18 protein-coding genes and 1 tRNA gene are annotated in these 19,545 nt (G+C 61.9%); 15 read left to right on the plus strand and 4 right to left on the minus strand.

The genetic code is table 11. The features are described 5' to 3' along the window. Window positions 1-357 precede the first annotated feature (357 nt). The 5 genes from AC1Q6J_RS07895 (at window position 358) to AC1Q6J_RS07915 (ending at window position 6,453) form a co-directional block, all read left to right on the plus strand. The gene (locus AC1Q6J_RS07895) at window positions 358-1,860 is read left to right on the plus strand and encodes an MFS transporter (RefSeq protein WP_492278762.1); all 1,503 of its coding nucleotides are present in this window, start codon (window positions 358-360) and stop codon (window positions 1,858-1,860) included. Beyond that, window positions 1,860-2,672 carry a trehalose-phosphatase gene (gene otsB / locus AC1Q6J_RS07900; protein WP_492278763.1) on the plus strand — a complete coding sequence of 271 codons (813 nt, stop codon included), beginning with the start codon at window positions 1,860-1,862 and terminating at the stop codon, window positions 2,670-2,672. The genes AC1Q6J_RS07895 and otsB overlap by 1 nt, the downstream gene beginning before the upstream one ends. Then, window positions 2,669-4,507 carry a glycoside hydrolase family 15 protein gene (locus tag AC1Q6J_RS07905; protein WP_492278764.1) on the plus strand — a complete coding sequence of 613 codons (1,839 nt, stop codon included), beginning with the start codon at window positions 2,669-2,671 and terminating at the stop codon, window positions 4,505-4,507. The genes otsB and AC1Q6J_RS07905 overlap by 4 nt, the downstream gene beginning before the upstream one ends. 270 nt (window positions 4,508-4,777) lie before the next feature. After that, a complete protein-coding gene (locus AC1Q6J_RS07910) occupies window positions 4,778-6,274 on the plus strand; it encodes an alpha,alpha-trehalose-phosphate synthase (UDP-forming) (protein WP_492278765.1) in 1,497 nt (498 codons plus the stop codon). Window positions 6,275-6,363: 89 nt separating this feature from the next. Then, a tRNA-Ser gene (locus AC1Q6J_RS07915) sits at window positions 6,364-6,453 on the plus strand. Window positions 6,454-6,511: 58 nt separating this feature from the next. On the opposite strand, the gene AC1Q6J_RS07920 is transcribed toward AC1Q6J_RS07915, so the two are convergent. Both AC1Q6J_RS07920 and AC1Q6J_RS07925 read right to left on the minus strand, forming a co-directional pair. Next, complete coding sequence (locus AC1Q6J_RS07920) at window positions 6,512-8,137, minus strand: AMP-binding protein (protein WP_492278766.1); 1,626 nt, start codon at window positions 8,135-8,137, stop codon at window positions 6,512-6,514. Between the two features lie 2 nt (window positions 8,138-8,139). Next, the gene (locus tag AC1Q6J_RS07925) at window positions 8,140-8,781 is read right to left on the minus strand and encodes a TetR/AcrR family transcriptional regulator (RefSeq protein ID WP_492278767.1); all 642 of its coding nucleotides are present in this window, start codon (window positions 8,779-8,781) and stop codon (window positions 8,140-8,142) included. Between the two features lie 83 nt (window positions 8,782-8,864). Here AC1Q6J_RS07925 and AC1Q6J_RS07930 point away from each other — a divergent pair, with 83 nt between their 5' ends. Further along, window positions 8,865-9,761, plus strand: a complete 897-nt coding sequence (locus tag AC1Q6J_RS07930) for a crotonase/enoyl-CoA hydratase family protein (protein ID WP_492278768.1) — start codon at window positions 8,865-8,867, stop codon at window positions 9,759-9,761. A 116-nt stretch (window positions 9,762-9,877) separates the two neighbouring features. On the opposite strand, the gene AC1Q6J_RS07935 is transcribed toward AC1Q6J_RS07930, so the two are convergent. Continuing rightward, window positions 9,878-10,900, minus strand: a complete 1,023-nt coding sequence (locus tag AC1Q6J_RS07935) for a YheT family hydrolase (RefSeq protein ID WP_492278769.1) — start codon at window positions 10,898-10,900, stop codon at window positions 9,878-9,880. A gap of 226 nt (window positions 10,901-11,126) precedes the next feature. Between AC1Q6J_RS07935 and AC1Q6J_RS07940 the strand changes: the two genes are divergently transcribed. Both AC1Q6J_RS07940 and AC1Q6J_RS07945 read left to right on the plus strand, forming a co-directional pair. After that, window positions 11,127-11,381 carry a hypothetical protein gene (locus tag AC1Q6J_RS07940; RefSeq protein ID WP_492278770.1) on the plus strand — a complete coding sequence of 85 codons (255 nt, stop codon included), beginning with the start codon at window positions 11,127-11,129 and terminating at the stop codon, window positions 11,379-11,381. Window positions 11,382-11,616: 235 nt separating this feature from the next. Continuing rightward, complete coding sequence (locus tag AC1Q6J_RS07945) at window positions 11,617-12,342, plus strand: outer membrane protein (protein WP_492278771.1); 726 nt, start codon at window positions 11,617-11,619, stop codon at window positions 12,340-12,342. A gap of 98 nt (window positions 12,343-12,440) precedes the next feature. On the opposite strand, the gene AC1Q6J_RS07950 is transcribed toward AC1Q6J_RS07945, so the two are convergent. Then, complete coding sequence (locus AC1Q6J_RS07950; RefSeq protein WP_492278772.1) at window positions 12,441-13,571, minus strand: zinc-binding dehydrogenase; 1,131 nt, start codon at window positions 13,569-13,571, stop codon at window positions 12,441-12,443. A gap of 175 nt (window positions 13,572-13,746) precedes the next feature. Here AC1Q6J_RS07950 and AC1Q6J_RS07955 point away from each other — a divergent pair, with 175 nt between their 5' ends. The 7 genes from AC1Q6J_RS07955 to AC1Q6J_RS07985 all read left to right on the plus strand — a co-directional run bounded on the left by AC1Q6J_RS07955 (window position 13,747) and on the right by AC1Q6J_RS07985 (window position 19,544). Further along, complete coding sequence (locus AC1Q6J_RS07955; protein ID WP_492278773.1) at window positions 13,747-14,658, plus strand: LysR family transcriptional regulator; 912 nt, start codon at window positions 13,747-13,749, stop codon at window positions 14,656-14,658. 199 nt (window positions 14,659-14,857) lie between these two features. Continuing rightward, a complete protein-coding gene (locus tag AC1Q6J_RS07960; RefSeq protein ID WP_492278774.1) occupies window positions 14,858-15,904 on the plus strand; it encodes an ABC transporter substrate-binding protein in 1,047 nt (348 codons plus the stop codon). 21 nt (window positions 15,905-15,925) lie between these two features. Then, a complete protein-coding gene (locus AC1Q6J_RS07965) occupies window positions 15,926-16,633 on the plus strand; it encodes an isochorismatase family protein (RefSeq protein WP_492278775.1) in 708 nt (235 codons plus the stop codon). A 53-nt stretch (window positions 16,634-16,686) separates the two neighbouring features. Then, complete coding sequence (gene rutC, locus AC1Q6J_RS07970; RefSeq protein WP_492278776.1) at window positions 16,687-17,079, plus strand: pyrimidine utilization protein C; 393 nt, start codon at window positions 16,687-16,689, stop codon at window positions 17,077-17,079. A gap of 2 nt (window positions 17,080-17,081) precedes the next feature. Then, entirely contained in the window at window positions 17,082-17,861 is a 780-nt protein-coding gene (locus AC1Q6J_RS07975) for an ABC transporter permease (protein WP_492278777.1), read from the plus strand. A gap of 46 nt (window positions 17,862-17,907) precedes the next feature. Continuing rightward, complete coding sequence (locus AC1Q6J_RS07980) at window positions 17,908-18,750, plus strand: alpha/beta fold hydrolase (RefSeq protein ID WP_492278778.1); 843 nt, start codon at window positions 17,908-17,910, stop codon at window positions 18,748-18,750. Beyond that, entirely contained in the window at window positions 18,750-19,544 is a 795-nt protein-coding gene (locus AC1Q6J_RS07985; protein WP_492278779.1) for an ABC transporter ATP-binding protein, read from the plus strand. Before AC1Q6J_RS07980 ends, AC1Q6J_RS07985 begins: the two co-directional genes overlap by 1 nt. Window position 19,545 lies beyond the last annotated feature (1 nt).

The following is a 19,545-nucleotide window of genomic DNA, read 5'->3' on the forward strand; positions in this document are numbered from 1 at the left end:
GCTGCGCTCCATCCGGGCTACGCTCACTTATGAAGATATAAAGAGAGCTGATACCGCCCGCGCGCGGCCTGATTTCATTTGGAGCCATGTCGCATTGAGCCCCCGGGGCGGGTTCCAATTGGAACCTCCGCCTCATGCCGGTGTTGTCTTGAAGGACGGCGGCGGATGTACCTGCCGTCCGGCGGAAAGGCGTGGAACGGGCGGTTCCAGGCCTTCCCGCTGAAATTGTTGCCGTTTCGGGAGACAGGTTCCAGGTTCCGAACCCTCCATCGCCGTGGCGGCTGCCTGCCATCCGTTTCGCCGGTTACGGCGTCCAATCGAAAGGCCGAGAGTGAAACCGGTGAAAAGGACGGTGGGATGTCAGTTTTGACAAACATCCAGATGTCCCCGGCACAAATCTCACAGCAAGAAAGCGCTCCTGTTTCCGTCGCGCGCGCACAGGGTGCCGTCGAGACCGATATTCCCGCACGGCTGGATTCGCTGCCATGGGGCGGCTTTCATACCCGCGTGATCGCGGCGCTCGGCATCACATGGATTCTCGATGGGCTCGAGGTAACACTGGCGGGTGCATTGTCGGGCGCGCTGAAAGCCAGCCCGGTTCTCAATTTCAGCAACACCGATATCGGCATTGCGACCAGCGCCTATCTCGCGGGCGCGGTACTCGGCGCCATCGGCTTCGGCTGGCTGACCGATCGCATCGGACGCAAGAGATTGTTCTTCGTCACGCTGGCGGTCTACCTCACGGCGACAGCGGCAACGGCGTTCTCGTGGAATCTTGCGAGCTTCGCGCTGTTTCGATTCATCACCGGCGCAGGGATCGGCGGCGAATACACCGCGATCAATTCGACGATTCAGGAACTCGTCCCCGCGCGCTATCGCGGCCGCACCGATCTGATCGTCAACGGCAGCTTCTGGATCGGCGCCGCCATCGGCGCGGTGAGTGCGATCGCGCTGCTCGATCCCGAGGTGATCGATCCTGAACTGGGCTGGCGGCTGGCGTTTTTGACCGGCGCGGGCCTTGGTCTGGTCGTATTCGTGATGCGGTTATGGATTCCCGAAAGCCCGCGCTGGCTGATGATTCACGGTCATCCCGAGCGCGCCGTGAAAATCGTCGCGGACATCGAACGCGCGGTACCCGGCGGCGGCAAACCCGATCATCCATTGCCGAAGATCAGACTGACAATGCGAACGCATACGCCGCTGCGCGAGGTCGCTGACACCCTGTTCCATACTTACCGCGGCCGTTCGCTGATGGGCCTGTCACTGATGGTGGCACAGGCGTTCTTCTACAATGCGATTTTCTTCACCTATGCTTTGGTTTTGACAGATTTCTTCGCTATCCCCGCCGCCCATGTCGGCTGGTATATTCTGCCGTTCGCCGCCGGAAACTTTCTCGGGCCGCTGGTGCTCGGATCGTTGTTCGACACGGTGGGACGGCGCACCATGATCGCGCTGACCTACAGCGTGTCGGGTATCCTGCTTGCCGTGTCAGGTTATCTGTTCTCGATCGGCGTGCTCTCTGCGCAAACCCAGACGGTCGCCTGGATGGTGATCTTCTTCTTTGCGTCGCCGGCGGCCAGTGCCGCGTATCTCACTGTGAGCGAAACCTTTCCGCTCGAGGTCCGCGCTCTGGCCATTGCGCTGTTCTATGCGATCGGCACCGGCATCGGCGGCGTCGCCGGGCCGGCGCTGTTTGGAGTTCTGATCGACACCGGTTCGCGCAACAGCGTGTTCGCCGGCTATCTGCTCGGATCGGTCCTGATGGTCGCCGCTGCGCTCATCGCTTGGCGCCATTGCATCGATGCCGAGTGCAAATCACTGGAAGAGGTTGCGCGGCCGCTCGCTGCGCGGAGTCACTGATGGATCATAGCGTGATTGAAAAAAAACCGGCAAAGGGCGCCGGAGATACGTTGCCTGCACCGGCGGGAGTTGCGCCGGATCTCGACCAGACGGCTCTGTTGCTCGATATCGACGGCACCCTGCTTGAGCTGGCGCCGACGCCGCGTGACGTCGTGGTGCCGCCGAATCTGGGACGCACGCTCCAGGCGCTGCATGACCGTCTGGACGGTGCGCTGGCGCTGGTCAGCGGCCGCTCGCTGACCGACATCGATGTCATCTTTGCGCCGTTGCAGTTTCCCGCGGTCGGCGGTCATGGCGCGGAGATGCGGCTGTCGATCGAGAGCGAAGCGGTGGCGTCGCATGCGCCGCCCATGGATAACGATCTGAAACGGCGGTTCATCGCGATCTCGCATCTCAGCCCCGGCATCCTGTATGAGGACAAGGGTTATTCGATCGCGCTGCATTACCGGCTGGCGCCGCAGTTCGAGCGCACCATCTACGAAGCGGTATCCGCGATCCGCGCCGATCTTCCACAGGCGCCGATCGAGGTCCTGCCCGGAAAGTTCGTGTGCGAAATCAAGCCGGCGGGCTTCACCAAGGCGACCGGCGTTCGCGAATTGATGAATCATGCGCCGTTCTCCGGCCGCAATCCCATTTTCATCGGTGATGACGTCACCGATGAATCGGTGTTCGCCATCATGCCGGCGTTCCGCGGCGTATCGTTCTCGGTGGGCCGCCGCGCTCAGGGTGTCGACGGGCAGTTCGGGGCTCCGAAAGACGTCCGCACCTGGCTGACACAGTTGCTCGATGACGAGGCGATGGCGGCGCAATGAACATTCCCAAGGCAATGACCCAGTCCCAGGCTGAAGCAGGCGCGAGGATCGACCACGGCCTCGATCTGGCGGTGATCGGCAACTGCAAAACGGCCGCGCTGGTCGATCCAACGTCGCGGCTGGTGTGGTGGTGCTTCCCGCGCTTCGATGCCGATCCGGTATTTTCCCGCCTGCTTGCTGGCGACGAGGAGAAGGGTTTCAGCGACGTCGTGCTGGACGGCATGGTGGATTACAAATCCGACTACGTTCGCAATACCGCTTTGGTCGAGACCATTCTGACGGACGCCAAGGGCAACGCCGTCCGGATCACGGATTTCGCGCCGCGCTTCCGGCAGTATGGCCGCATGTTCCGGCCGCCGCAGCTGTTCCGCATCATCGAGCCGATTGCCGGACTGCCGCGCATCACGATTCGCGTGCGTCCCACCCATTCCTACGGCAAGCCGCTGAAGCGAAGCTCGCTTGGCAGCAATCACATCCGCTATGTCGAGGAAGAATCCACCGTCCGCGTCACCACCGATGCGCCGATTGCCATGATCGAGCATGAAACGCCGTTCGTGCTGACGCGGCCGGTGCATATGGTGTTCGGCCACGACGAGCCGTATCCCGGCGATCTCGCGGCGACCGCGGCCTCCTTCGCCGAACAGACCAAGGCTTATTGGCTGCATTGGGTGCGGCGTCTCTATATCTCCTATGACTATCAGGAAGCGATCATTCGCGCCGCGATCACGCTGAAGCTGTCGAATTTCGAGGAAACCGGCGGGATCATCGCCGCGCACACCACGTCGATCCCGGAAGCGCCGGGCTCGGGCCGCACCTGGGATTATCGCTTCTGCTGGCTGCGCGATGCCTACTTCGTGGTGAAGGCGCTGAACCGCGTCGGCGCGACGCAGACGATGGAAGATTTCATCGGTTTCACGTTGTCGATCGCAGCCAATGCGGATGGTCCGCTGAAGCCGGTTTACAGCGTGGTGCCGAACCTGCCGCTCGACGAATGGATCGCAACCGATCTCAAGGGTTATCGCGGTGACGGCCCCGTGCGCGTCGGCAACGCCGCCGTCGAACAGAGCCAGCACGACACCTATGGCAGCGTGATCCTGGCCGCATTGCCGCTGTTCTTCGACCGCCGTCTGCCGACGCCCGGTGGCGAGAAGCTGTTCCACCTGCTCGAGGATCTTGGAGAGAAAGCCGCCAGCGTCGCGCTGCAGCCGGACGCCGGTATCTGGGAATATCGCGGACGCCAGCGTGTCCACACTCACTCGGCGGCGATGTGTTGGGCGGGGGTCAACCGGCTCGCCTCCATCGCCGCGCGGCTCGGCCTGCACGACCGCGCCGCCTACTGGAATTCGATCGCCGATCCGATTCACAAGGAACTGCTCGACAAGGCGTGGAATCCGAAACGTGAAGCGTTCACCGCTGCTTTCGGCTCCGATGACCTCGACGCCAGCGTTTTGCTCCTTCCGGATCTCGGCGTTTGCGAGGTCGACGATCCGCGTTTCATCAAGACCGTGGCCGCGATGGAACGCGAACTGCTGCGCGAGAAGCATATGATGCGCTACGCGGCGGAAGACGACTTCGGACTGCCGGCGACGGCGTTTCTGATCTGCCGGTTCTGGCTGATCGATGCATGGTGGCAGCAGGGACGGCGCGAAGAGGCGCGCGAGGCATTCGCCGATGCGCTGTCGCATCGTAATCGCTACGGTCTGTTGTCGGAAGACATCGATCCGAAAACCGGCGCGCTGTTCGGAAACTTCCCGCAGACCTATTCGATGGCGGGACTCATTCTCACCGGCATGAAGTTGTCGCGTAACTGGGAAGATCGCTACTGGCGCAGTTAACGTTGCAACCATGCGCGCGGTTGAATCAGATTCCACTTTCATAACGTGAGATCCGAAATGCGCGGTGGTATTTTGCATGGATGCGCGTCGCGCGATTCCGAATGTGTCAAGACTAGGCAAATCGTTTTTAATCGGCCACCCTTCACGCAATGGAACTTGGTTCCATCTCGCGCCAGTCAAATTCGACGTCAATCAGTCCGAAGGGTGGCGAGGAACCATATTGATGAACAGGCGTTGGTGTTGCGTTTGCGAAACTAGGGAGGGCACCCTGTGGATCTCGTCGTCGTCTCCAATCGGGTCGCACGCGCAAAAGTAAATGAGCCAATGACCGGTGGACTGGCGGCGGCGTTGCTGCCAGTGGTGGAACAATCAGGTGCGATCTGGGTCGGATCGTCCGGCCGCGTTCGCGATAATCTATCCAAGGATTCTTTCGCTGAAATCGAATCGCTCGGCGCTGGCGCGCTGGCGCTGCTTGATCTTCCTGCGGCGCATTACGGCGGTTATTACGAAGGCTTCGCGAATTCCGCGTTATGGCCCGCGCTGCATTCACGCAACGATCTGATCCGCGTCTCTCAGGATGATTATCAGTCCTATCGCGAAGTGAACGCCTTCATGGCGCGTGCGCTGATGCGCTTCAACAAGCCGACCGCCGCGTTCTGGGTTCAGGATTATCACCTTCTCACGCTGGGTGCGGAGATGCGCGAGCTTGGTGTTCGCAATCCGCTTGGCTTCTTTCTCCATACGCCGTGGCCGGCGCGCCGCGTGATTGCCGGCGTTCCGCATCACCGCGACCTGGTCGAAGCGATGCTCGCCTATGACCTGATCGGCTTCCAGACCGAGGACGATTGCGAAAACTTCGCAAGCTATCTGCGAGCGGAGATCGGTCTCGAGATTGATGACGGCATCGTCACGTCGCGGTTTGGTATCTCGCGCCTCGCGGTATTCCCGATCGGCATCGATGTCGATGGATTCGCAGCGCAAGCCCAGCGCGCGGCGTCGCATCCGGATGTGTCGCGGCTGCGCAAGAGCCTTCACGGTGAACGGCTCGCGATCGGGGTCGATCGCGTCGATTACTCCAAGGGTCTGGGCAATCGCATCAGCGCGTTCGATCGCCTGTTCGAACTCCAGCCCTCGCTGAAGCGGTCGGTCTCGCTGTTACAGATCGCGACCCCGTCGCGCGGCGGCATCGAGGCCTACAGCAACTTGCAGGATGAATTGTCGAAGCAGGTGACGGACGTCAACGGCCGACACGGCGAGGTGGACTGGACGCCGATCCGTTATCTCAACAAGGGCTTCAGCCAGACCGTGCTTGCCGGATTCTACCGCGCCGCGCAGGTCGGTGTGGTGACGCCGCTGCACGACGGCATGAACCTTGTCGCCAAGGAATATGTCGCGGCCCAGAATCCGATCGATCCCGGTGTGCTCGTGCTGTCGAAATTCGCCGGCGCCGCGAACGAACTCGACACCGCGCTCCTGGTCAATCCGCATGACATCGACGGGATGGCGCGGACCATCGCCGTCGCTTTGTCGATGCCGGCAAACGAGCGCCGGATGCGATGGGAGGCGATGATGACCAGGCTGCGTGCCGGCACCATCCATCGCTGGTTCTCCGACTTTATCGATGCGCTGGAAAACGCGCATGTCGGGATCGGGCCGAGCATCTTGCCTCCGGTCGTGCGTCCGTTGCGGGTTGCGGGGGCAACTCCCCTCGGCGGCGGCCGGATCCGCGAATCATCGCGTTTCCAGCCCCGGCCGATGGTCAATTAGCCGTAGAACTTCAAATATTTACGGAATATTTCCGGCCAGCGCCCGCGCTCTCTTGCAAAACGGCGCGTGCCCCTTCATGACAGGCGCGTGGAGAGGTGGCCGAGTGGTTGAAGGCGCACGCCTGGAAAGTGTGTATACGGGAAACCGTATCGCGGGTTCGAATCCCGCTCTCTCCGCCAGCAGCGCGATTTTGTACCGATCCTCACTGGGCATGGCGATTCCGCTGAAGACCGCCCGCTAGTCCAGCTTAGAGAGTGAGCCGGCGGCCAACGCTTCCCGCAGCCTGAATTTCTGAACCTTACCGGACGCGGTCAGCGGAAACTCGGTGCAGGCAAACCAGAGCGTCGGCGCCTTATGGTGCGCCATCGCCGCGCGGCAATGCGCAGTCAACCGTTCCGCGCATCCGGACGCATCCGACGTCAGTCGGACGGCCGCGGCGACGACCTCTCCCCATTTCTCGTCCGGCGCCCCGAACACCGCTGCGTCTGCGACGTCGGGATGCCCGAGCAGGCAGGCCTCGATCTCGACCGGGTAGATGTTTTCTCCGCCACGGATGATCATGTCTTTCAGGCGGCCGGTGACGCGCAGGTAGCCCCGCTCGTCCAGCGTCCCGAGATCGCCGGTGCGTAACCATCCATCCGACGTGACGGCCTGCCGCGTGTCTTCCGGCGCATCGAAATAGCCGATCATGGTCTGGTACCCGCGGACCTGAATCTCGCCTTCGATGCCGGTCGGTAGCACGCGGAGGTCGACCGGATCCGCGATGCGCATCTCGACGTTCCAGAGCGGCTTTCCGACCGTATGGACAAGCTCAGTCTCCGGATCGTCGACGCTTGTCTGCGCGGCGATCGGGCTGAGCTCGGTCTGACCGAAGACGGTGAGGACGGGAAGGCTGAGCGCTTCCTTCACGCGGCGATGAATCTCCGGAGAGACCGGCGCGCCACCGGACAACGCGACGCGCAGCGACGACAGATCGCGCGGGCCGGTCTTCATCGCGTCGATCAGTGCAAGCAGCATCGTCGGAACGCCGAAGATGACCTGCGCTTTCGTCGTTTCGACGGCCTGCAGAACCGTCTGGGGATCGAAAAACAACGGGAGCACCAGCGTCGCGCGCGATGTCAGACTTCCCAGGACGCTCATCACCGATCCGGCGGTATGGAAGAGCGGCATCGGGCTGAGCAGAACGCTGTCTTCGAGTCCGGCCCTGGCCGACACGTAGCTCGCATTTGTCACCAGGCCGCGGTGATGCAGAAGCGCGCCCTTGGGCTGGCCCGTGGTCCCGGACGTGTATTGGATCTGAGCGGGATGCCCCGGGTCGATCTCGGGCAACGCCGTCGTCGGCGTGCTCCGGATCTCGTCGAGCCAGCCTTCGAAGGAGTACCGCACCAGACCGATTTTCTCCATGTCGCGGGCCACGGCACCCGTGTCGACGCCGCGGAAGTTCGACAGATGGAAGAGCGCGGACGATCTGGACTGGCGCAGCACGAATTCGAGCTCGCTCGGCTTGAACGCAGGATTGGCAGTCACCAGGATCATCCCGGCGAGCGCTGCGCCGTATTGAAGGACGACCCACTCGGGCACGTTCGGTGCCCATACGCAGATGCGGTCGCCGGTCTCGAACCTCCGCAGCAGCCAACTCGCGCAACGTCTCGCGTCGTTCTGCAACTGAGCGTACGTCCACCGTCGATCGGCATGCGGGGCTCCCACGGGCGATGGCATCGAGGTCGGCCCGACCTCGATCAGCGCGGTGCGGTCAGGCACCGCGTCGGCCGTCGCGGCGAGCGTCCGGCCGATGCTGACATCGAGGATCGGTCGCGTCGTATCGGCCGTCCAATAGGATTCGAGAAGCCTCGTCCCGTTCATACTCATCCTCGCTCGTTTTTTTGCTTTGGTCGCATCTTCGTGTTCGTTTCGAGCAACTTCCGCATCGCATCGGCCCAGACGGCGACAAGACGTTCGCGCCGTCCCGCCGAACTGCGGAGAGTATCGGAAATCGCGAGACCTCTGATGAAATGGAGCGTCAGCGCGATGACGTCGTCGTAGGCTTCGGAATCCGTCCATGCGCCGAAGAGCTGGAAATAGACGCGGTCGAGATCGCGACGCGCGCTACGTTCGGCCGCGATCAAGGCCTGCCTCAACGCCGCGTCGGTGCGCGCGACCGTCCAGAGCTCGAGCTCCGTGAGATAGGCCGGCTGACGCGCAGCGAAGGCAAGCGCCTCAACGGCCGCCACTAGCGTATCCGCTGGACCGGCCGCGGCGCGGCTCTTCGACACGGCTCTCTCGTTGCGGCGGACCAGTTCGGCCACGCTCGCGGCTAACAGGGAGGCGTGTGTTGGGAAATGATGGAGGAGGGCGCCGCGGCTGACTTCCGCCCGATGCTGCACGGCGAGCGTCGTCGTGCCGGCGACGCCGGTCTCGATCAGGCATTCGACGGCGGAGTTCAGGATCCGTGACCGTGTGGTCTCGGCCCCCCCGGCCACGCCTCCGCTTTTCGTCGTTCTGGGCATGCCCCTCCTCCTGACCGTCAGCGTTGACTGTATCATCACGAGTGCTACAGTCAACTCTGACTGTTTAACCTTGGGAGGGTCCCTTGCCGAATTTTTCTAGCCTCAACATCGCAGTCCGCGAAGACGCTCCCCGCATCGCGCGTCTCGTCCTCGACCGCCCTGAACGCTTCAACGCTATCGACGACGCAATGCCTGGAGAAATTAGGGCCGCTATCGAGTGGGCGGAGAAGAACGACAACGTCCACGTCATCGTGATCGAAGGCGCCGGCAAGGGCTTCTGCGGTGGGTACGATCTTGTCGCGTACGCGGAGAGCGAGATCGAGCACCCCTGCCAGCAGGAGAGCGAGCCCTGGGACCCGATGGTCGACTATGCCTTCATGAAGAAGAACACCGAGAACTTCATGAGCCTGTGGAGGTGCTCGAAGCCAACTATCGCCAAGATCCACGGCGCTGCGGTCGCGGGCGGCAGCGACATCGCACTCTGCTGCGACCTGATCGTTATGGCCGAGGATGCCCGGATCGGTTACATGCCAACGCGCGTCTGGGGATGTCCTACCACCGCGATGTGGACGTTCAAGCTTGGGCCTTCTCGCGCCAAGGAGATGATGTTCACCGGCAACATGATCGACGGCCGGACGGCGGCGGAGTGGGGCCTGGCGAACGCCTGCGTTCCGGCGGAGCAGCTCGAGGCAGCGACGCGAAAGCTCGCGGACCGGATCGCCGGCGTGCCGAAGAGCCACCTCGCCATGCACAAGATGGTCGTCAACCAGGTGATGCTGAACATGGGCCTCGAACAGACGCAATCGCTTGCGACCCTGTTCGACGGCATTACGCGCCATAATCCGGAAGGCCTGTGGTTCAGGCGCTACGCGCAGAAGCATGGGTTCAAGGCTGCGATCGAGTGGCGCGACAGCGGGCGTCCGATTCCGGAACGCGATGAAGCTCGCAAGTTGATCAACGAATTGGATGGCCACAACTAGCGCTGTCAGGATCACGGACAAGGCTGTGGGTGCGCTTGCGCAAAAGGGGCGCATCGCACGCATGCTGCGCATGGAACGAGATTGGGGCCACGATCAGGGAGTTACAATTAATCCGACTAAGTTTGCGCGATGCTTTTCAGAAAGCGGGCGGCGCAGACGTCATGCCAGGAGGCATGGCGATCGGCTCCCCGAAATCCGCAGTGACCTCCGGATTGCGAAAGCAGCCGAACCAGTTTTGGATTCCTGCCCCACCTGTATTGAAGATAAGCCTCGTTCGGGACGATCGGATCGTTAGCGGCGTGAATCACGAGCGTAGGGACAGCTATGTGTTCCAGAAATGGTGCGCATGATGAGCGCGTATAATAGTCCTCCGCATCGCGAAAGCCGTTACGGGGTGCGGTAAAGGCCTGATCGAAATCCCAGATGGTGCGGGCCCCGAGAGCCGCATTCCGTTCCTGTTCTGAAAGCTCCGCGGCGGGCCTGACGCTTTCCGTCCTCAACTGGGAGAGGATCGCGAATTGAAACAGCGCGTTGTCCCATCGCATCAGCCGGCGGGACACGGCGGCCAGATCAAGGGGAGAAGACACGGCGATGGCAGCCTTTATAGGCACTGACGAGCCGTGCTCGCCCAGAAACTTCAGCAGCACATTCGCGCCGAGGGAATAACCCAGCGCAGCGATCCCGTTGGACCGTAAATCGGCTGGCACCATGGACACCAGGTGAACCAGATCGTCGGTCGTGCCGGCATTATATTGAAGCTTGCAGAGCGGCCGCGACGGACCGGCACCCCGCAGGTTGGCGCGAAGGACGGGATAGCCGAGATTCAGGAAATAAATCGCTGAGCGCAGAATGTAGCTGCTGTCTTCGCTGCCGCTCACGCCATGAATCAGCAGGACCAGGCAGCGGCCGGTGTCCGAGGAGATGGGACGATGGAGCATTGCAACCATGGTGTCTCCCGTGCCGTCCAGAACGGGAGCGAACAATCGCTTGCCTGGGTACCGATCGAGATCACGTGGACTTGCCGTGGGTAGCGCGCCGGCGATGGTTTGAAGGTGACCACCCCACCAGGGGGCACCCGCCTTAAATCCCGGAAAATCGACTTGCGTTGAAGCCTCGCGTGCCATCGAACCGAGCGTCACTTGATGCTCCCGGATGTGATGCGTGCCGTCACGGATTATACCCCGTAAGTTATCGCGCGCGCTCAACCCACGCGCAACATGGTTCCTGTCCGGTCATCTCCGGGTTTAGTCCGAAGCCTGAATGCTGTTCCGACGCCCCGCGGAGGCCTACTTTGTTGGACAACCGTGGACTTCGCAGCGTTGATTGCGCCATAAGGAATTCCGTATCGGCCACAGCGAGCCCCCGATGAAACTTTTCCAGATCTCAATCACCGTGTTGGCGCTGACTGGAATCTCTCCGGGCTTTGCGAAGGTCGAGCAATGCCGCTTCATCGATTCAAAGCCGGACCGGGAAGCCTGCTACGACCGCCAGGCCAAGGCGCTCGCCGCCAAAAAGGCGGCAGCCGAGGCAAAGCCAAGGCCGGTGGATTCCTTGCAGGGAATGAAGGCAGAAGACGAAATGCTGTCTCGCCGGCTTAAGAGCATCTGCCGGGGATGCTGAGGGAGGCCCGGCCCGCAGGCCGGACAATCGTCCCGAAGACGGCCCAGGGCGCGGCGCGCTCCACGTTATGCTTAACCTTTCCTTTCGGAATCGGCCCCTGCCGTGTCTTTTTTGTCACGTCGGAAGAGAAAGCAATGGCGGCTCCCCCGCGTAGGAACCGACCCGGCCCTCTGTACATTTCTCATTAACTGGGGGGCCAATAGGGTCCGCCCAACTCAACATGGGGAGAAGAGAGATGGGTAATCGTTTCGCACTCGCGGCTTTCTCGGCTGCTTTGCTGGCTTCAACTGCGTCATTCGCCGCTGACCTGCCGGCCCGCACCTACACCAAGGCGCCGGTCTATGCCGCGCCGATCTACAACTGGACCGGCTTCTACGCCGGCGTGCATATCGGCGCCGCTTTCGGCGGTGACAACGGCTTCACCACCACCGACCCGACCCTTACCGGCAGCAACCGCGACGCAGCCTTCCTCGGCGGCGGTCAGATCGGCGCCGACTACCAGTTCGCTCCGAACTGGCTGGTGGGTATCGAAGGCCAGATCTCCGGCCTCTCGAACAGCGACCGCACCTTCACCAGCGGCGTGAACTCGTTCCGCGACCGTTCCGACTGGCTCGCTTCGGTCACCGGCCGCCTCGGCTACACCTGGGGTCCGGGCCTGATCTACGCCAAGGGCGGTGTCGCGTTCCGTGACGACAACGGCCTTGCGGCAACCGCTGGCTTCCTGCCGGCCGTGACCGATCGCAACTCGACCGGCTACACCGTCGGCGGCGGTCTGGAATACATGTTCGCTCCGGCCTGGTCGGCGAAGGTTGAGTACCAGTACTATAACTTCGACACCACCAATGTTGCCTACACCAACGGTGGCGCTCAGGCTCTGTCCTACAAGGACGACCTCCACACTGTGAAGGTTGGCGTCAACTACCGCTTCAACTGGGGTGGCCCGGTCGTCGCGAAGTACTGAGAAATACCGATAAGTTTCTCCAGACAAACTTAAGGCCCCGGTTTCCCGGGGCCTTTTTTGTTGAACCTCGCTCGCCGCCGGCGCGAACCGATGCGGGATCAGGCCTTGTTCGGATTGATGAGAAACTTCTCGCCCGTTGCGCGCTTGCCGTATGCGGCGATGTTCGAGAGCTGCAGTGTTTCCCGAAGCGAGATGACCTGCGTGTAGTGACTGGCAAACGTGGTCTTGAGTTCGGCGGCGACGCGTTCGCGCAGCTTCTGCGCTTCGGCAGGTCCGATTTTTTGCAGGAATGGAAACAGCAGCCAGCCGCCGATGCCCCAGGCCATGCCGAAATTCCGGTTGATCTCAGTCGGGCGCGTATCGAGACCGCCATAGATGTAGACCTGCTTGTGAACGGTTGATCCATAGCGGCTGTAGACCTTCGCCGTCTTGTTGGCGGCGACTTCCATGCAGCTCAGGATCTGGCCTGCCAGCTTGCCGCCGCCGATCGCGTCGAATGCCAGCGTCGCGCCGGTCGCCACCAGCGCGTTCGTCAAATCGTCCATGAAGGTTGCCGCGGCGGAATTGCAAATGTGGGTCGCGCCGATCTTGCGGAGAATCTCTTCCTGTTCGGCATTGCGCACAATATTGACGAGGCCGATTCCGTCCGCGATGCAAATCTTGTTGAGCATCTGACCGAGATTTGAAGCGGCGGCCGTATGCACGAGGGCCTTGTGTCCCTCTCGCCGCATGGTCTCCGTCATGCCCAGCGCCGTCAGCGGGTTGACGAAGCTTGACGCGCCCTCAGCGGCTGTCGTCCCATCAGGCAGCACCATGCAGTCGGCAGCCTTGATGCAGCGGTATTGCGCGTACATGGCGCCGCCGATCATCGCGACCATCTTGCCCATCATGGCCTGTGCCCTGCCGGAGCTTCCAGCCGCGACGACAACGCCGGCGCCTTCGTTGCCGACGGGCATCGATTCGTCGAGGCGTCCCGCCATGGCTTTCATCAGCGGCTCGGGGACGGATGCGGTCACAACAACGCTGTCGCCGGTCCCCGACGATTTGGCCGTCGTCATATCGGCGGTGCCCACAAGGAGGCCAAGATCGGAAGGGTTGATCGGCGAGCCTTCGATCCGGACGATGACTTCGTCGGCCGCCGGCTCCGGAATCCTGACCTTGACCAGCGACAGTTCGAGTTCGCCGTTTTTCCTGATCAAGGAGCGAAGCTGAAGTCCCTCGAAACCCATATTGATCTCCCGTGACAATTACGTTCTTGTTGAAAGGCTGCGTGTTGCATCATGCTGATGGTAACGGCGCACTTTGCGATGGATTGAAGCCCGCAGGCAATGAGGGGATTCAAATATAAATGCCCGCCCGCCGCTGCCATATCAGCAGGTTTCAACCGCATCTTCCGGGGGCGCGATGCGTTTTCTGACGCTGAGATACTTCAATGCGGTTGCTAAGCTGGGCTCGATCCGGAAAGCGGCGGATCGGCTTCATGTCGCGCCATCGGCGGTCAGCAGACAGATCGCGCAGCTCGAGCATGAGCTGGATGCCATTCTCTTCGAGCGCTCCAAGAGCGGCGTTCGGCTCACCGCGGCCGGCGAAGTCCTCGCCCGGCAGAGCCATCGCATCTTCCGCGACCTCGACCGCGCGCGTGCCGGGATCGATGATCTTCGCGGCCTGCGCCGCGGCGACGTCAGTCTTTGGGTGATCGAAGGTTTCGTCACGGGCCTGCTGCCCAATATCCTCGCCGACTTCCAGCGCCGTTATCCGGCCGTGGCGTTCAAGGTTCAAACCGCGTCGACCGACCGGATCACCGAGGCCTTGCTGGAAGACGAGGCCGATATCGGCATCACGTTCAATGCCTCACCGCGCGCCGAGATCGAAACAATCGCGGAGTTTCCCGAGCCGGTTTCCTGTCTGGTCGCGCGCGATCACAAGTATGCAAATCGCAAGAGCCTCAGTCTGGATGAAATCTGCAAGGAGCCACTGGCGCTTCCCGATCACAGCTTCGGTATCCGGCAGTCGTTTGAACGCACCGTTGCCAAACATAAATTGAATCCACGGGTGCTGGTCACAACAAACTCGCTGGAGCTGACCAATACGATGGCCGTGACCGGCCAGTTCATTGCGTTCAAGCCGGCGATGGCGGTTATTACGCAGCTTGGATCGGGTCAGCTTCGCGCGATCCCGGTGGCCGACACTGAACTCGCATCCGCGCGATCGAGCATCAGCGTGCATCGGGACAGGCCGCTCTCGCGCGCGGCGCAGGAGTTTCTCAAGCTGCTGACCACGACCATCAGGGCGTCAAAGGCGAAAACCCGCAAATAGGGGTGTTGCCTTTTTTGCAGGATCGCATGACAGATTCTCGACTTTAAAGAACGATAAATGCTCCATAGCCTGCGTGAGCGAACTTTCGGAGCAGAAGATTCGGTTCTGTCGAGATGAACTGGAAAAATCTATCTCCGAAGAAACTTCATTTTCCCGTCGCGGTTGCCGGCGCGGCCATCCCATCAGGAGTTCATGGAATATGACCTCGCCCAAACCTGAACCGACATCGCTCGCAACGCCGACCCGCCGGAGTTTGCTGATCGGCACCGGCGCACTCGGCATGGCTGCCGCGTTTCCCATGCCGGGGATCGCGCAAGGCCGGACCAAGGTGATTGTGTCCGAGGCCATCCATATCGCGCTCTACACCCCGCTCTATGTCGCGATGCGCAAGGAGATGTTCGCGAAGCAGGGCCTCGACATCGAGCTTTCCACCGCGGGCGGTATTGCGGTGCCTGTTTCGGTGCTGCTCGCCAACCGGGCGCAGTTCGCGCTGACCGGCACCGGCATGTCGGTCAATTCCACGCTCGAAGGCGGCAAGATGAAATGCATCGCCAAGGTCGCGGGCGGCATTTCACTTTTCGCGATCGCAAAGCCTGGACTCAAGATCAATTCGCTGGCCGATCTCAAGGGCAAGACCATCGCGACGCTGCGCTTTCCGTCCAACACGATTTCGACGCCGACCTATCTGATGCGCAGCATCGGCGGGTTTGATCCGAAGGAAGCGGGTGTGAACTTCCTCGAACTGCCGCCCGGCGCGCAGGCCGCCGCAGTCAAGGATGGCCGCGCCGATCTGGCGATTGCATTCGACTGGGACGCCAGCATCGGCGTCACCCAGTTCGGGCTGGAAGTGGTTTACTCCTTCGCCGATATTCTCGGGCCGATCGCCTTCTCGTCCGTGTTCGTCACCGAGCAGTACCTCAAGGGCAATGGCGAAACAGTTCAGAAATTCACCAACGCTCTCGCGGAAGCGATGAAGCTGCTGCACACCGATCCGAGCACCTTCGAGGAGGTCAGCCGGCTGGAGTTTCCGACCGTCGCGCCGGATGTCGTCAAGCTCGGCGCGAAGAACTTCATGACCACGAAGAACGTGGTGCCGCGCAACCCGGTCATCACCAGGGAAGACTGGGATGCGATCATGAAGCACGAAAGCGGCGCAGGCACGCTCAAGAAAACGCTTCCCTACGAAGACATGGTCGACACGGCGTTCGCCAGCAAGGCGGCGTCCGATTTTGGCCTGAAAAGCTGACCTCAAAAGCGAACCTGATCAATGACTCTGCCTCAGACGTTGCCGCGTCACGACAATACTCTTGTGCTGGGCGCCAGGCCGGAAGAATTCCCCCTCTCGCCCGATGAGACCGCGCTCGTCGTGGTCGATATGCAGAACGCTTACGCTTCGCCCGGCGGGTACCTCGACCTTGCCGGTTTCGATGTGGCGGGCGCCAAGCCGGTCATCGCCGCGGTGGCGGAGGTGATCGAAATCTCACGCAAGCTTGGCTTTACGATTGTCTTTTTCCAGAACGGCTGGGATGCGAACAAACAAGAGGCCGGTACACCGGAGTCTCCGAACTGGTGGAAGTCGAACGCGCTGAAAACGATGCGTGCGCGGCCCGAACTCGACGGCAAGCTCATCACGCGCGGGACCTGGGATTACGAACTGGTCGAGAAGATCAAGCCGCTGCCCGGCGAGATTGTCTTGCCGAAGCCCCGTTACAGCGGTTTCGCCGGCACCCAGCTGAACAGCATGCTGCGGGCGCGGCGGATCCGCAATCTGGTGGTGGTGGGCGTCGCGACCAACGTCTGCGTGGAGTCCACCATCCGCGACGGCTACTTTCTGGAATACTTCCCGGTCATGGTGAGGGACGCCACGCTTCAGGCCGGTCCCGTCTCCTTGCAGGAGGCCACGGTTTACAACGTCGAAACATTTTTCGGCTGGACCACCACGGTCAGCGAACTGCGAAGCTTGACCAACCGCTGACGTTTTCTGTCCCATCAATCACAACGATTCGCCAAGAACCCAAGGAGCCTGACATGCCCCGTAAACCAGTCATTCCCGCCGGCTCGCCGCCTCCGATGGCGCCTTATTCGCCGGGCGTGGTGGCGGACAACATCCTTTATGTCTCCGGCGTTCTGGCGATGGACGCCAGCGGCAAGACCGTGGGCGCCGGCGACGCGACGGCGCAGACCCGCGCTGTTCTCGAGTCGATCAAGAGCATCGTCGAAGCCGCCGGCGGCACGATGGCCGACGTGACCATGAACTCGATCTTCCTCAAGGATCTCGGCGACTACGCCGCCATGAACGCGGTCTACAAGGAGTTCTTTCCGAGCGAATTTCCGGCCCGCTACTGCATCCGCGCGGATCTCGTCAAACCTGAATTTCTCGTGGAAATCGCGTCCATCGCGCATCTGCCCAAGGCCCGTTGAGCATGGCGGAACAGGCACAACAGCGCGGCCTTTTGATCTCGCCGTGGCTGCTGATCCTGCTCGGACAGATCGCGCTGACGGCCGGCTTCCTCGGATTGTGGGAGATTGCCATCCGGGCCGAATGGCTGCCCGTCTATCTCTATGGCCAGCCGAGCGGCATTGCGAAGAAGTTCGTTACGCTCCTGGCGGACGGAACGCTGTTGCAGTCCACCCTGGTGACCGGCCTCGAATCCCTGATCGGATTCGTGATCGGCTGCTTTCTCGGCAGTGTCGCCGGGCTCGGACTGTGGCTGACGCCGCGTCTCGCGCTCATGCTGCGGCCATTCATCGTCGCCGTTAACGGCCTGCCCAAGATCGCGCTGGCGCCGCTGATCATCGTCTGGTTCGGCATCGGTATCGAATCCAAGATTGCCATCGCGGCGATCATCACATTCATCGTGTCGCTGATGACCGCCTATAGCGGCGCGCAGGAGGTCGATCAGGATCTGATCCGCCTGATGCGTTCGCTCGGGGCAACACGGTGGCAGACTTTCCGGAAGATCGTGGCGCCCGCGACCATGCCGTGGATCATCTCGGGTCTTCGGCTGAACGTCGGATTCGCCCTGATCGGCGCGGTGGTCGGCGAATACATCGCAGCCAAGCAGGGGCTCGGCTATCTCGTCTACTACGCCGGCACGCTCTACGACCTCAACGCGGTCTGGGTGGGCCTGTTCGCACTGATGCTGCTCGCGCTGGTGCTCGACTACAGCGTCACGCTGCTCGAGCGATGGCTCAGCTACTGATGCCACGTTTCACGACAAGACGCTTGCAAGAAAAACGGAGAGCATGATGCCGGTAGCACAGGTGAACGGAACGGAGATCGCTTACGAGGTGATCGGGAAGGGCGAGCCCGTCCTGCTGGTCGCCGGCATCGGCGGCGCGGGAAGCTATTTCAAGCCGAATATCGATGCCATCGCGGCGAAGCATCAGGTCGTGCTGCACGATCATCGCGGCACCGGCGGCTCGCGTCAGGACCGCATCACCTATTCGGTGCCGCAGATGACCGACGACATGGTCGCGCTGATGGATGAACTGGGGATCGAAGCCGCGCATATTGTCGGTCATTCGACCGGCGCGGCGATGGCGCATGACATGGCGCTGCGCTTTCCGTCACGAATCAAGAGCGCGGTTCTTTATGCTGGGTGGGCCACGTCCGACGCCTATTTCAGGCGGTGCTTCGAGGTCCGCAAGCGGGTGCTCCAGGCAAGCGGCCCGCTGCATTACGTCAAGACCACGCCGCTGTTTCTCAATCCGCCATGGTGGGTCAGCGCGAACATCGCGCGCCTTGAGGCAGAGGAGCCCGCCGCGGCCGCGGCGCTGGCGCCGGTGGACATCATGCTGAGCCGCATTGAGGCGATCTGTTCGTATTCACCGGGCGAAGAGCTGCGAAAGATAACGTGCCCCTGTCTGATCACCTGTTCCAGGGACGATCACCTGACGCCGCTGTTCTATTCGGAGCGGATGGCGAAGCTGATGCCGAAGGCGGACACCTTCTATTTCGAGACCGGCGGTCACGCCGTCTCGGTGGTGCTGCCGGATGAGTTCAACGCCGTCGTGCTGTCGTATCTCGACGCGGTGATTGCCGGGCGCAAATGGCAGGCGCCGGAATTGACCTATCCGGAGATCGCCTGATGGCTGAAGCCGCCGCCGCCGGGGACGTCCTGACCGCCCATGAGGTGGGCATGGTTTTCAATGCCGAGAGCGCGAACCCGGTTCGTGCGCTCGGCAACATCTCCTTCGGCCTGCGCAAGCGCGAGGTACTCGCCATTGTCGGGCCATCGGGCTGCGGCAAGACCACCTTGTTCAACATCATCGCCGGTCTGATCTCGCCGACCATGGGCAGCGTGTCGGTCAACGGTGTGCAGGTGGCGGGCGCCAAGGGCCATGTCGGCTACATGTTGCAGAAGGACATGCTGTTGCCCTGGCGCAGCGTGCTGGACAATGTGACGCTGGGTCTGGAAGTGCGCGGCGTGGCGCGCGCCGAAGCCGAGGAGATCGCGCACCGGCTGATCACATCCTATGGCCTCGGCGGCTTCGAGAAGGCGAAGCCCGCGACATTGTCCGGCGGCATGCGCCAGCGCGTGGCCTTCATGCGGACGCTGGCATTCGATCCCGATGTGATCCTGCTGGATGAGCCGTTTTCGGCGCTGGATTTCCAGACCCGGTTGCTGCTGCAAGGCGAGGTGCAGCGGATCATCCGCGAGCGCGGCAAGAGCGTCATTCTGGTGACGCATGATATCGGTGAAGCGATCACCATGGCCGACCGTATTGTCGTGATGACCAACCGGCCTGCGACGGTGCGCAGCCTGCACACCATCGAATTGTCCGCCGCGGAGCGCGACCCGGTGACCATTCGCACCAATCCGCTCTACAATGAGTACTTCAACCGCATCTGGTCGGAACTCGAGATCCGGCGCGAAGTCTAAA

The sequence above is a fragment of the Afipia sp. MLSD5-FHT05B12 genome, assembly GCF_058793355.1.